Annotated in this window: 12 protein-coding genes; all 12 read left to right on the top strand. The window is 40.1% G+C overall.

The annotated features are described in order from the left end of the window. Positions 1–52 precede the first annotated feature (52 nt). The 12 genes from EV282_RS09805 (at position 53) to pnp (ending at position 14,358) form a co-directional block, all read left to right on the top strand. The gene (locus EV282_RS09805; RefSeq protein ID WP_130295656.1) at positions 53–4,354 is read left to right on the top strand and encodes a PolC-type DNA polymerase III; all 4,302 of its coding nucleotides are present in this window, start codon (positions 53–55) and stop codon (positions 4,352–4,354) included. Positions 4,355–4,509: 155 nt separating this feature from the next. Beyond that, positions 4,510–4,980 (top strand): ribosome maturation factor RimP, encoded by a 471-nt coding sequence (rimP, locus tag EV282_RS09800; protein WP_066289524.1) that lies wholly within the window; start codon positions 4,510–4,512, stop codon positions 4,978–4,980. Between the two features lie 19 nt (positions 4,981–4,999). Then, positions 5,000–6,106 carry a transcription termination factor NusA gene (gene nusA, locus EV282_RS09795; protein ID WP_130295655.1) on the top strand — a complete coding sequence of 369 codons (1,107 nt, stop codon included), beginning with the start codon at positions 5,000–5,002 and terminating at the stop codon, positions 6,104–6,106. 20 nt (positions 6,107–6,126) lie between these two features. Next, on the top strand, positions 6,127–6,393 hold the full coding sequence (rnpM, locus tag EV282_RS09790) for an RNase P modulator RnpM (protein WP_077361224.1): 267 nt from the start codon (positions 6,127–6,129) through the stop codon (positions 6,391–6,393). Then, positions 6,390–6,695, top strand: a complete 306-nt coding sequence (locus EV282_RS09785; RefSeq protein WP_130295654.1) for a YlxQ family RNA-binding protein — start codon at positions 6,390–6,392, stop codon at positions 6,693–6,695. Before rnpM ends, EV282_RS09785 begins: the two co-directional genes overlap by 4 nt. Positions 6,696–6,710: 15 nt before the next feature. Next, positions 6,711–9,002 (top strand): translation initiation factor IF-2, encoded by a 2,292-nt coding sequence (gene infB / locus EV282_RS09780; protein ID WP_130295653.1) that lies wholly within the window; start codon positions 6,711–6,713, stop codon positions 9,000–9,002. Further along, on the top strand, positions 8,999–9,277 hold the full coding sequence (locus EV282_RS09775; RefSeq protein WP_077361220.1) for a DUF503 domain-containing protein: 279 nt from the start codon (positions 8,999–9,001) through the stop codon (positions 9,275–9,277). Before infB ends, EV282_RS09775 begins: the two co-directional genes overlap by 4 nt. 31 nt (positions 9,278–9,308) lie before the next feature. Beyond that, positions 9,309–9,692 carry a 30S ribosome-binding factor RbfA gene (gene rbfA / locus EV282_RS09770; RefSeq protein WP_130295652.1) on the top strand — a complete coding sequence of 128 codons (384 nt, stop codon included), beginning with the start codon at positions 9,309–9,311 and terminating at the stop codon, positions 9,690–9,692. A gap of 77 nt (positions 9,693–9,769) precedes the next feature. Then, on the top strand, positions 9,770–10,681 hold the full coding sequence (truB, locus tag EV282_RS09765; RefSeq protein WP_130295651.1) for a tRNA pseudouridine(55) synthase TruB: 912 nt from the start codon (positions 9,770–9,772) through the stop codon (positions 10,679–10,681). A gap of 24 nt (positions 10,682–10,705) precedes the next feature. Further along, entirely contained in the window at positions 10,706–11,647 is a 942-nt protein-coding gene (locus EV282_RS09760; RefSeq protein WP_130295650.1) for a bifunctional riboflavin kinase/FAD synthetase, read from the top strand. A 139-nt stretch (positions 11,648–11,786) separates the two neighbouring features. Continuing rightward, a complete protein-coding gene (rpsO, locus tag EV282_RS09755; protein WP_066240919.1) occupies positions 11,787–12,056 on the top strand; it encodes a 30S ribosomal protein S15 in 270 nt (89 codons plus the stop codon). 187 nt (positions 12,057–12,243) lie between these two features. Further along, positions 12,244–14,358 carry a polyribonucleotide nucleotidyltransferase gene (gene pnp / locus EV282_RS09750; protein WP_130295649.1) on the top strand — a complete coding sequence of 705 codons (2,115 nt, stop codon included), beginning with the start codon at positions 12,244–12,246 and terminating at the stop codon, positions 14,356–14,358. Positions 14,359–14,458: the final 100 nt, after the last annotated feature.

The raw sequence follows: 14,458 nt of genomic DNA, 5'->3' as shown, positions 1-14,458 counted from the left end.
CATTTTTTTAAAGCAGCCTATTGAAATAAACCCCTTAAAAAAGGAGGTTCTTATGAGCGGTAATGATCAGCAAATCAGACAAGAACGTCTGTCGCTTCTTTTAGAACAACTTGGAATTCCTGACGAGATGAAAACTGGCTTTTTAGGTGGAACGATTGAAAAACTGACCATTGATAAGGCGAATAGAAGCTGGCATTTTTTAATTGGAATAAAACGCCCTTTATCTTCTAACAGCTATGCGTGGTTCAGTTCAAGTTTACAGCAAACATTTGAGCATATTGCAAAAGTTACTTTTTCTATTCAATGTTCAGAAAGCTTCCAGTCTGAAGAACTGCTAGCCTATTGGCCATTATGCAAAGAACAGCTCGTAAATACAGCAGGTCCGAGCCTAGGAAGTATGCTTTCAACACAAGAGCCTTCAGCGGAAGGTAATTTTTTATGTCTAACCGTAAGAAACGATGCAGAAGAGGCACTTGTACACCGAAAGTTATCTCCAATCATAAAAGAGATGTACCAAACTTTTGGGTTTCACTCAGTACTATTAAAAACGGAAATTAACCATTCCGAGGAAGATTATCAGAGGTTTATTGAACAAAAGAAACAAGAAGACGAACATAAAATAATGGAAGCTCTAGTAGAAAAAGAAAAGGCGTCCAAAAGAGCTGATGCGCCAGCTGCTAGAACTGACATCATGATCGGTTATTCGATCAAGGATGAACCTGTTCCGATTCAGACGATACAAGATGAAGAACGAAAGATCACGATTCAGGGGTATGTATTCCATTCTGAAACAAGAGAACTTCGCAGCGGCAGAACACTATTAACTTTTAAAATTACTGATTATACAGATTCACTACTTATCAAGATTTTCTCACGTGACAAAGAAGATATTCCGATCTTGCAGGGGATTCAGAAGGGAATGTGGCTAAAAGTTCGCGGAGGAATTCAAAATGATACGTTTGTTAGAGATCTCGTAATGATAGCAAACGATATTAATGAGATAAAACCGGAAACTAGAAAAGATCTTGCTGAAGAAGAAAAAAAGCGTGTAGAACTTCATTTGCATACTCCGATGAGTCAAATGGATGCAGTCTCTTCCGTATCTGCGCTCGTAGGACAAGCGAAGAAATGGGGACATCCAGCAATCGCCATTACTGATCATGCGGGTGTACAGTCTTTCCCGGAAGCATATAGTGCAGGAAAGAAAAACGATATCAAAATTTTGTACGGACTCGAAGCGAATCTAGTAGATGATGGTGTCCCGATTGCTTACAATGAAGCACCTAGAAAGCTTTCTGAGGAAACATATGTCGTTTTTGACGTGGAAACTACGGGTCTTTCAGCCGTTTATAATAAAATTATAGAACTAGCAGCAGTTAAGATTAGAGGCGGAGAGATCGTTGACAGATTTGAAGCTTTTGCTAATCCGCATGAATCCTTGTCTCAGACTACTATTGAATTAACAGGCATCACGGATGATATGGTGGAGAATGCTCCTGAGATCGAAGAAGTCCTTCGAGATTTTCATACGTTTATGGGGGATGATATCCTTGTTGCGCATAATGCAAGCTTCGATATGGGCTTCCTGAATGAAGGTTTGCGCAAGATTGGAATAGGAGAAGCAAAGAACCCAGTAATCGATACACTGGAACTTGCCAGATTCTTGCTTCCACAGTTAAAGAATCATAGATTGAACACACTTTGTAAACGGTTTGATATTGAACTGACACAGCATCACCGTGCCATCTATGATGCCGAAGCAACGGGGTATCTTTTATGGAAGCTTCTTAAAGAAACGTTTGAAAAAGAGATCTTTTATCATGACAGGCTGAACGATAATATGGGTCAAGGCGGTTTTCAGCGTTCACGTCCTTTTCATTGTACGCTGCTCGCGGCTACCCAAGAAGGATTGAAGAACTTATATAAACTAGTTTCAGAATCTCATTTATCGTATTTCTACAGAACTCCGCGTATTCCGCGGTCTCGTTTAAGTAAGCTTCGTGAAGGGATATTGGTGGGTTCCGCATGTGATAAAGGCGAAGTTTTTGAGGGCATGATGCAAAAACCGATAGAAGAAGTAGAAAAGATTGCTTCCTTTTATGATTACTTAGAAATTCAGCCGCCAAGCAATTATTATCATCTAATCGAAAGAGAGCTTGTATCAGATGAGATGAACCTTAGAGAGATTCTCTCAAATATTGTACAGCTTGGTGAGAAATTGGATAAGCCGGTTGTTGCCACAGGTAATGTCCATTATTTGAATCCGGAAGATGCGATATACAGGAAGATCTTAATTTCCTCTCAAGGTGGTGCCAACCCGCTCAACAGACAGACACTTCCTGAAGTTCACTTTAGAACAACAGATGAAATGCTGGATTTGTTTTCATTTTTGGGTGAAGAAACTGCTGAAAAAGTAGTGTGTCATAATACGAGGCAGATAGCGGATTCGATCGCTGAAATCAAACCGATTCCAGATGACCTCTATACACCGAAGATCGAGGGTGCAGATGAAGAAGTCCGGTCAATGAGTTACAACCGAGCGAGAAGCATCTACGGAGAAAACCTTCCTGAACTAGTAGAGAAGAGGCTTGAAAAAGAGCTTACAAGCATCATCGGTCATGGTTTTGCAGTTATCTACTTGATCTCGCATAAGCTTGTTAAAAAATCATTGATTGACGGTTATCTAGTAGGATCACGTGGTTCAGTAGGATCTTCATTTGTTGCTACAATGACAGAAATTACAGAAGTTAATCCTCTGCCGCCGCACTATGTTTGCCCAAGCTGCAAAGAGTCGCATTTCTTCAACGATGGATCAGTCGGTTCTGGGTTCGACCTGCCAGATAAAAAATGTCCGAAATGTAATGTTCTATATATTAAAGACGGTCAGGACATTCCCTTTGAAACATTCCTTGGCTTTAAGGGAGATAAAGTACCAGATATCGACTTAAACTTTTCAGGCGAATATCAGCCTAGGGCACATAATTATACGAAAGAACTTTTCGGTGTAGACTATGTATACCGTGCAGGTACGATTGGAACGGTTGCGGAAAAAACAGCTTATGGCTATGTAAAAGGCTATGCAAATGACAATAACCTCACAATCCGATCGGCAGAGGTAGATCGTCTAGTATCTGGGTGCACGGGAGTAAAAAGAACCACAGGACAGCATCCGGGCGGCATAATTGTAGTGCCTGACTATATGGATATTTATGATTTTTGTCCGGTTCAGTTCCCTGCGGATGACAGTTCTTCTGAATGGAAGACAACACATTTTGATTTCCATTCTATCCATGATAACTTGCTCAAACTAGATATATTAGGACACGATGATCCGACGGTGATCAGAATGCTTCAAGATTTAAGCGGAATTGATCCTAAAACAATACCTGCGTCCGACCCGGAAGTTATGAAAATCTTCTCTGGTCCAGAAGTACTCGGGGTAACCGACGAACAGATCATGTGCAAAACAGGGACATTGGGAATACCCGAATTTGGTACTAAGTTTGTAAGACAGATGTTAGAAGAAACAAAACCAAGCACTTTCTCGGAACTCGTACAGATCTCTGGATTATCACACGGTACAGATGTTTGGCTGAATAATGCAAACGAACTTATCGCAAATGGCACATGTGTCTTAAAAGACGTTATCGGCTGCCGTGATGACATCATGGTCTATCTGATCTACAAAGGACTGGAGCCATCGCTTGCATTTAAAATTATGGAGAGCGTTCGTAAAGGTAAAGGTCTTCCAGATGACTGGATCGAAGAAATGAAAAACAACGATGTGCCTGATTGGTATATCGGTTCATGTCTGAAGATCAAATATATGTTCCCGAAAGCCCATGCTGCAGCTTACGTTTTAATGGCTGTCCGGATCGCATATTTTAAAGTGCATTATCCAATCTGGTTCTATGCGGCATACTTTACGGTAAGAGCGGATGACTTTGACGTTGAATCCATGATTCGCGGTTCAAAAGCTCTTCGTGCCAAAATTGAAGAGATCTCGGCAAAAGGTCTTGATGCTTCCACGAAAGAAAAGAACTTGCAGACCGTACTGGAACTTGCACTTGAGATGTGCGAAAGAGGTCTTTCATTCCAAAAGATAGACTTGTATCGTTCGAGTGCTACTGATTTTCTAGTAGAAGGGGATACACTGATTCCGCCTTTCAATTCCATTGCTGGACTTGGAACAAACGCTGCTCTAAATATTGTAAAAGCAAGAGAAGATGGGGAGTTCCTTTCAAAAGAGGATCTTCAGCAGCGTGCAAAATTATCAAAGACAATAATTGAGTATTTAGATGATCAGGGATGTCTCGAAGGACTGCCTGACGCAAACCAGCTTTCTCTCTTCTAACACAAGGGTTTAAGCAGGAAGAAAGTTGCAGTATTTTATTGGTTATGGTATAGTATTTTTGGAAATACTGTTGAATGAATAACTGTCGGCGAAAGAGTGGGGCTCCCCACTCTTTCGTTACGTTTTAAGGTCATTCAGCCAGAAGGAGGGCAGCAATGAGTCAGAAGATTACAGAGCTCACGACTGAGCTTGTAACCCCAATCGTTGAAAAACTAGGACTTGAACTTGTTGACGTTGAATTTGTTAAAGAGGGTAAAAACTGGTTCCTCCGTGTTTATATCGACTCAACCGGCGGTGTTGATATCGAGGAATGCGGAACGGTCAGTGAACAGTTAAGTGAAAAATTAGATGAACTTGATCCGATTGAACAGCCCTACTTTTTAGAAGTATCTTCTCCAGGAGTGGAAAGACCGCTAAAAAAACCAGAAGATGTTAAAAATGCTATTGGCAAAAATGTAAACATAAAACTTTATGAGCCTATTAATGGTGAAAAAGTATATGAAGGACTTTTAAAAGACTTTGACGGTGAAACGCTGTTTATGGAGATTAAAGTGAAAACCCAAGTCAAGAAGGTAGAGTTGCCATATAAAAAAGTGGCAAACGCCCGTCTTGCGGTTGTTTTTTAATGAAGAGGGGAGTAAAAAAATGAGTACCGAGCTTTTGGATGCACTTACATTATTGGAAAAAGAAAAAGGGATCAGCAAAGAAGTAATTATTGAAGCGATTGAAGCAGCCCTTATTTCAGCGTATAAACGCAATTTTCATCAAGCGCAAAATGTTCGTGTGGATTTTAACAGAGATTCAGGCAGTATCCGTGTGTTTTCTAGAAAAAACGTGGTCGCTGAGGTAGAAGACGATCGTCAGGAGATTTCAGTTGCTGAAGCACAAGCGATCAACCCTGGTTATGAGATCGATGATATTGTAGAAGAGGAAGTAACTCCAAAGGATTTTGGACGTATTGCTGCACAAACCGCTAAACAAGTTGTTACACAGCGTGTACGCGAAGCTGAACGTGGAATCATTTTCTCTGAGTTCATCGATCGTGAAGAAGATATCATTACAGGTATCGTACAACGTCAGGACCATCGTTATATGTATGTAAGTCTTGGCCGTGTTGAAGCATTATTGCCTGCAGCAGAGCAGATGCCTGGTGAATCACACACTACGAATGACCGCATTAAAGTATATATCACCAAAGTTGAGAAAACGACTAAAGGGCCTCAAATTTTAGTTTCACGTACTCACCCTGGACTTTTAAAACGATTGTTCGAACTTGAAGTACCTGAGATTTATGATGGTACAGTTGAGATTAAGTCTATAGCTCGAGAAGCAGGAGACCGTTCAAAGATCGCTGTACATGCAGCAGATCCAGAAGTTGACCCAGTAGGTTCGTGTGTTGGTCAAAAAGGTGCGCGAGTACAAACAATCGTTAACGAACTAAACGGCGAGAAGATTGATATTGTCCGATGGAGTGAAGATCCTGTCGTTTACGTCGCAAACTCTTTAAGTCCTGCAAAAGTTCTTGAAGTACAAGTGAACGAAGAAGATAAGATGACGACGGTGATCGTACCTGATTATCAGCTGTCACTTGCTATCGGAAAGCGTGGCCAGAATGCACGTCTTGCTGCCAAGTTAACAGGTTGGAAGATTGATATTAAAAGTGAATCAGAAGCAGTAGAATCAGGTGTCTATGATCCTGCCAATTCAGCAAATGATTCATTCTATAACGACTCTGACGAGGATGAAGAGTAAGAGAAGACGAGGTGGAGACAATGAAAACCCGCAAGATTCCAATGAGAAAATGCGTAGCCTGTCAAGAGATGAAGGCGAAAAAAGAATTAACACGTATTGTCCGCTCACCTGAAGGGGAAGTCTCTGTCGACTCGACCGGAAAAAAATCCGGAAGAGGAGCTTATCTTTGTCATGAACTTGTTTGTGTTGAACAAGCAAAAAAGAAAAAGATTCTAGAGACACACTTGAAGTCGAAAATTCCGGCTGAACTATACGAACAGCTTGAAAAAGGAAGTCATACATCTTGAAAAATAGCCGGTGGGAAAATTTCCTTGGAATAGCTGCTCGGGCTGGGAAAGTTATTTCTGGTGAAGAGCTCGTAGTAAAAAGCATACAAAAACAGAACGCAAAAATCGTTTTATTGTCTAAAGATGCTTCTGAGAACACAAAGAAAAAGGTTACAGATAAGTGTCTTTTCTATAAAGTCGATTATTTTTGGATAGAAGATCGAAATGTTTTAGGCAAAGCAATCGGAAAAGAGCAACGAGTTGTAGTTGCTGTCAATGATCAAGGGTTTTCAAAGCGTTTAAAGGAACTTCTTGATCACTAACACGGGGGTGAACATATGAGTAAAATACGCGTATACGAATATGCGAAACAGAAAAATGTTCAAAGTAAAGACATTATCGAGAAGCTAAAAACGATGGATGTTCATGTAGCGAATCATATGTCTATGATCGATCAGGCTGCTTTAACAAAGCTCGATGAAGCTTATAGTTCAAAAGCTCAAAAAGATCAGCCTGCAAAACCAAAAAATCAGAATCAACTCCCTAAAACAGATAAGAATAGAAACAACTCTGGTAACGACACCAAATCTAATAAAAAGGAAGTTCAAAAAGAGAGTAATATGAAAATTAAAAAAGAGACCGATAATCGTAACTCATCACAATCGAAAAGCCCGCAAACTCAAGGGGCGAAGCCAGGTAATTCAACTAACCAAAATGCTTCAAAGAATAACAATTCAAAAAACAGCAATAACAGAAACCAGAATAATAACAGAAACAACAATAACCGAAACAATAACAACAAGAACCAGAACAGAAACAAGCAAAACAGAGGCGGAGGCAACCAGCAGCAAGCTCCTCAAAAGAAGGTTCTTGAGACTCCAAGCAAAATCACCTTTACCGACACTCTTCAAGTAGGTGAACTTGCGAAAAAGTTAAACAAAGATACTTCTGAAATCATCAAAAAGCTTATGGGTCTTGGCATCATGGCAACGATCAATCAAGAGCTTGATAAAGAAGCGATTGAACTAATCGCCGCTGACTATGATGTTGAAGTGGAAGAAGAGATTATCGTTGATGAAACGGAATTTGAAAATTATGAAGTCGTCGACGATGAAAAAGATATGCAAGTACGTCCGCCGGTTGTAACGATCATGGGACACGTTGACCATGGTAAAACAACGCTTCTTGATGCTATTCGAAACACGAAAGTAACCGCAGGAGAAGCTGGTGGTATCACTCAGCACATCGGTGCATACCAGATTACAAACAACGGAAAACAAATTACATTCCTTGATACACCAGGACATGCTGCGTTTACGACTATGCGTGCACGCGGTGCTCAAGTAACGGATATTACAATTCTTGTTGTAGCTGCTGATGATGGTGTAATGCCACAGACAGTTGAAGCGATCAACCATGCAAAAGCGGCTGAAGTACCGATTATCGTTGCTGTTAACAAAATGGATAAAGAAGCTGCTAATCCAGATCGTGTTATGCAGGAACTTACTGAACATGGACTAGTTTCTGAAGCATGGGGCGGAGATACAATCTTCGTTAACGTTTCTGCTATAAAAGGTGACGGAATTGATGACCTTCTTGAAATGATCAACCTTGTTTCAGAAGTTGAAGAATTAAAAGCAAATCCTAATCGTACTGCTGCTGGAACTGTAATTGAAGCACAGCTTGACAAAGGGCGTGGTTCTGTTGCAACGCTTCTAGTTCAGTCAGGTACATTAAATGTAGGAGATCCTATCGTAGTTGGACATACGTACGGCCGTGTTCGTGCGATGGTGAATGACCTTGGTCGCCGTGTTAAATCTGTTGGACCTTCTACCCCTGTTGAAATTACGGGATTAAATGATGTTCCACAAGCCGGAGATCCGTTCATGGTATTTGCTGATGAGAAAAAAGCTCGCCAAGTTGGAGAATCCCGTTTCAAGAAACAACAGGATGCTCAGCGTAAAGAATCTTCTAAGCTTAACCTGGATGACCTCTTTAATCAGATTAAAGAAGGTGAGATCAAAGATATCAACGTTATCATTAAAGGTGATGTGCAAGGTTCTGTAGAAGCACTTGCAGGTTCTCTTCAAAAGATTGATGTTGAAGGTGTTAAAGTTAAAATCATTCACTCAGGTGTTGGAGCGATCAACGAGTATGATATCATGCTTGCTTCTGCTTCAAATGCAATCGTGATCGGATTTAACGTTCGCCCGGATGCAGGTGCTAAACGTACTGCAGACGCTGAGAAGGTTGATGTACGTCTTCACCGCATCATCTATAACGTTATAGAAGAGATCGAATCAGCGATGAAAGGTATGCTTGATCCTGAATTCGAAGAAAAAGTTATCGGTCAGGTTGAAGTAAGAACAACTTTTAAAGTATCTAAAGTTGGTACGATCGCCGGTTGTTATGTTACTGAAGGTAAAATCACAAGAGATTCAACAGTGCGTTTGATCCGTGATGGTGTTGTTTCGTATGAAGGCAAAATTGATGCACTTAAACGTTTCAAAGATGATGCTAAAGAAGTTTCAGCTGGATACGAATGTGGTATTACTCTTGAAAAGTTCAATGATATTAAAGAAGGCGATATCATTGAAGCTTATATTATGGAAGAAATTAAAGTAAAATGATCGGATTATTAACGGTTGAGTTTTTTATATATGAAGCACAGTCGTTAAAAGATAAGCGTTCAGTTGTTCAAAAAGCGGTTAACAGACTTCGGCAGCGCTTTAATCTTGCTGTATCTGAAACAGGATTTCAGGATTTATGGCAGCGGGCAGAGATAAGTATGGTAACCGTTTCTTCGGACAAAATAATAGCAGAAAAAGAATTGCAAAGAGCACTTGCAATGATTACATCTATTACCGAATTGGAAGTAACCGATTCTAAAGTGGAGTGGCTATAAGGCAAGTGGCAAGAAACGGGGTGTATAAATTATGGGCACAATCCGTTCCAACCGTGTTGGGGAACAGATGAAAAAAGAGCTAACTGATATAATTGGCCGGAAACTTAAAGACCCCCGCGTTGGTTTTGTAACTGTTACGGCGGTTGATGTAACTGGTGACCTGCAGCAAGCGACTGTATACGTTTCTGTTTTTGGCGACAGCGAACAAAAAGAACAGACTTTACGCAGTCTTGCTAAAGCTACTGGTTTTATCAGGACTGAGATTGGAAAACGTATTCGCATGCGTAAAACACCGGACATCTTCTTTAAATTCGATGAATCCTTGAATTATGGAAGCAAGATCGAAAGTCTTTTATCCGAAATTAAACGAGATGACGAAGACAACGAAGAAAATGAAGATTATCCGAAACCATAATAGCAAATGGATAGGCAATTAAATAAATTGTCTATCCATTTTTGCATGAATGCAGGTATGTAAAAGGAGAAATTGATATGACTGTTAGGCAAGGAATTTTAGCACTGAAAAAACCTGCCGGAATGACATCACATGACTGTGTAGCGAAAATACGCAGGATCTTTTCAACCAAAAAAGTGGGACACACTGGAACTCTAGACCCGGAAGTTACTGGAGTACTGCCTATCTGTATTGGGCGAGCGACAAAAATTGCTGAGTATATGTCAGACTACGGCAAGGAATATATAGGAGAAGTTACGCTCGGCTTCTCAACGGATACAGAAGATGCACATGGCGAAAAAGTAATGGAAAAACAAGTAGATGAAGATATAGACTTTGGAAAAATAAAAGAGATCCTGCAGTCTCATTCAGGCGAGATCGAACAAGTTCCTCCCATGTACTCGGCTGTTAAAGTTAACGGAAAAAAACTTTATGAATACGCAAGACAGGGGATTCAGGTTGAAAGGCCAAAACGCAAAGTGACTATATATGAACTTGAACTGCTGAACAAAGAGGATGTTTTACGAAAAGAAAATCCTGTTTTTTCATTTAGGGTCAGATGTTCAAAAGGTACTTACGTCCGCACTCTCGCCGTTGCCATTGGTGAGAAGCTAGGTTATCCCGCTCATATGTCTTCTCTGATCAGAACGGCTTCAGGTCCATTTTCTTTAAGCGATTGCGTCACATTCGAAGACCTGGAAAACGCTGAGTCACCTTTGGATAATTTCTTATTTCCTCTTGAGAAAGGAATCTCGCATTTTCCAAAATGGACGGTTGATGAAGAGACTGAGAGTCAAGTTAGAAATGGATCAGTGCTTCCAAAACCAAAAGAGTTGGAACAAAGCCCGTTTGGTGTTTATAATGAAGAAGGAAAATGTCTAGCCATCTATCAGTTGCATCCTTCTAAACCTGGTTTGATAAAACCAGCGAAAGTGTTAGCCATTGAATAACGAAACAGGTTAGTAGGTGAGTCTTTGGAAACGATCGTCATTAATCATCCTCATCAATATGAAAAAGAAAATCTCCCGCCATTAATTTTGGCATTAGGCTATTTCGACGGAATTCACATCGGACATCAGCGTGTGATAAACTCAGCCGTTGAACTTGCAGAAAGAACTGGTGCAATTCCAGCTGTAATGAGTTTTCATCCACATCCTTCTGTCGTTTTAGGAAAAGCGGATGAAACGTGGACATATATCACGCCGCTTGAAGAAAAGAAAAAAATATTGAAATCTATGGGAGTTAAACGCTTCTATCTTGTTAAATTCGATCTTGATTTTGCATCACTCTCTACAAAGGAATTTGTTGATCAGTATATTATTGGTTTAAATGTAAAGCATGTTGTAACCGGTTTTGATTTTACATACGGTAAGTATGGAAAAGGGAATGTTGAAACATTGGTTCATGAAGCTGACGGCAAGTTTGGTCAAACTGTAATCGAGAAGATCGAGGAAAACGGCCAGAAAATAAGTTCTACTCTTATTCGACAATGCCTTAGAGAAGGAATGGTTGAGAGTATTGTACATTATCTTGGCAGAAGATATAAATTGAATGGTACTGTCATACATGGAGACAAACGGGGACGTACAATAGGTTTTCCTACTGCTAACCTTGATACGGATGTCTATACCCTTCCAAAAGTAGGCGTTTACGCCGTTGAAGTTAGTGTTGATGGAGAAAAGTACTATGCGATGGCAAATGTAGGCTATAAGCCGACTTTCAAAGATGATCAAAAAAGACCTTCTTTAGAAGTCCATATCTTTGACTTTCAAAAAGAAATATATGGGAGTACGATTGGTGTTAATTGGCTTAAAAGGATCAGAGATGAAAAGAAATTCAATTCAATCGATGAATTGATTGAACAGCTTAAAACGGATAAGAACGAGACATTATCAATCATCCAGTCAATGTGTTAAAAAAACTTGCATTTATTTCTTAAACAAGCTATGCTAATACATGTACATTTTTAATGTGCAAAATAACCGTTGCTTGGCAAGTCGAGTCACCGACGCTTGCTCGGTAATAGGTGTTTCTAATATTAAGGAGGTGAAAAGGATGGCTATTACTCAAGAGCGTAAAAACGAATTAATCAGCGAGTATAAGGTACATGATACGGACACTGGATCTCCAGAAGTTCAAATCGCTATCCTTACTGAACAAATTAATGAGTTGAATGATCACTTGCGTACACACAAGAAAGATCACCACTCACGTCGTGGTCTATTAAAAATGGTTGGTAAGCGCCGTAACTTGTTAACGTACCTACGTAACAAGGACATCACGCGTTACCGCGAATTGATCGGAAGACTAGGATTACGTCGTTAATCCAACAAAAGCGGGATTTAATCCCGCTTTTTTTATTGCAAGTAATACGAAAACCGACTTATCAGAAATGTTTTATACGGGTTATTAAATTCTTTACAGTTTTTCTTTTTAGGAAGGACTACGTTAGGATATAATAGAACCATAAAATACTAGGATTTTTTAAGTGTTGAGAGGAGTACCAAGTAAAATGGATCAACAAAAACGAACTTTTACCATGGACTGGGCGGGCAGAACGCTTACGTTCGAAATTGGAGAATTAGCAAAACAAGCAAATGGTGCTGTTATGGTCAGATATGGTGATACGGCAGTACTTTCTACTGCTGTAGCTTCAAAGCAGCCCAAAAATTTAAGTTTCTTCCCATTGACAGTAAACTATGAAGAACGTTTATACGCAGTCGGTAAAATCCCTGGAGGATTTATTAAACGTGAGGGCCGTCCAAGTGAAAAAGCTGTTTTGGCAAGCCGCTTGATCGACCGTCCGATCCGTCCTTTGTTTGCCGATGGTTTCCGTAACGAAGTACAAGTTGTCAGCACCGTAATGAGTGTTGATCAAAATTGTTCTTCTGAAATGGCAGCAATGATCGGATCATCTCTTGCATTGTCAATCTCCGATATTCCTTTTGAAGGACCAATCGCAGGTGTAACTGTTGGACGTATCGACGGTGAGTTTGTTATTAACCCGACTGTTGACCAGAACGAAAAAAGTGATATTCAACTAATCGTAGCAGGAACAAAACATGCGATTAACATGGTTGAAGCAGGTGCAGAAGAAGTTTCTGAGGAAACAATGCTTGAAGCAATCATGTTCGGTCATGAAGAGATCAAGAAATTAATTGCTTTCCAAGAAGAAATCGTTTCTGAAATCGGAAAAGAAAAAATGGAAGTTGTTCTACATGAGCTTGATAAAGATCTTGAGCAAGAAGTCCGTGATTTTGTCGGCAACGATGTAAAAGAAGCTGTAAAAGTAATTGAGAAACACGCTCGTCAAGAAGCACTTGATGCAGTTGGTGCAAATCTCGCTTCACGTTATGAAGAGGATGAAGAAAAAGCTAATGAAGCTAAAGAGATTCTACATAAACTTATCAAAGAAGAAGTTAGACGTTTAATCTTAAAAGAAAAGATTCGTCCAGATGGAAGAAAAACGGATGAAATTCGCAAACTTTCTTCTACTGTAGGGATTTTAGCTAGAACACATGGTTCTGGTTTGTTTACGCGAGGACAGACACAAGCATTGAGTATCTGTACTTTAGGTGCATTAGGTGATGTACAGGTTCTTGACGGACTTGGTGTTGAAGAGTCTAAGCGTTTTATGCACCAATATAATTTCCCGCCATTCAGTGTTGGTGAAACCGGCTTTATGCGAGGACCAGGAAGACGTGAAATAGGTCATGGTGCATTGGGAGAACGTGCCTTAGAACAAGTAATTCCTAATGAAGAGGAATTTCCGTATACAATTCGCTTAGTTTCTGAAGTACTTGAATCCAACGGTTCTACTTCTCAAGCTAGTATTTGTGCAAGTACATTGGCATTGATGGATGCTGGTGTGCCGATCAAGGCGCCGGTTGCAGGTATTGCGATGGGTCTGATCTCAGATGGTGAGGACGTTACTGTTCTTACAGATATTCAAGGTATGGAAGACCATCTTGGAGACATGGACTTTAAAGTAGCAGGTACACCAAACGGCATCACTGCTCTGCAGATGGATATTAAAATTTCAGGTATCAACCGTGAAATTCTTCAAGAGGCACTAACTCAAGCAAAAGAAGGCCGCATGATTATCTTGAAGTCTATGCTTTCTACACTTTCAGAGTCTCGTACGCAATTATCTCAGTATGCTCCAAAGATTTTAACAATGAAGATTAACCCTGACAAAATTCGTGATGTAATCGGACCAAGCGGGAAGATCATCAATAAAATCATTGAAGAAACGGGAGTTAAGATCGACATCGAACAAGACGGTACGATCTTTATTGCTTCAACTGATGAGCCGATGAACAACAAGGCTAAGAAGATTATTGAAGATATCGTAAGAGAAGTTCAAGTTGGCGAATACTACATGGGCAAAGTAAAACGTATTGAAAAATTCGGAGCTTTCGTAGAACTGTTCAGCGGCAAAGATGGATTAGTCCATATTTCAGAACTGGCTGAAGAGCGTGTAGGTAAAGTTGAAGATGTAGTTAAGCTTGGTGACGAAATCCTTGTAAAAGTTATGGAGATCGATAACCAGGGCCGTGTAAACTTATCACGCAAAGTCGTGTTAAAAGAAGAAAAAGCGAAAAACGAACAGCAGCAGAATGTTTAATTCTATATGGATAAAAGCCAGCCTTACATAAAGGCTGGCTTTTTCATTGAAGTCTTATTGTTTCAATAGCGTTCTAACTTGTACAGGTTGTACATAACTT

This window comes from Fictibacillus sp. BK138, from assembly GCF_004216955.1.
Taxonomy (GTDB): Bacteria; Bacillota; Bacilli; order Bacillales; family Fictibacillaceae; genus Fictibacillus.
This window is presented reverse-complemented; position numbering and strand designations above follow the sequence as displayed.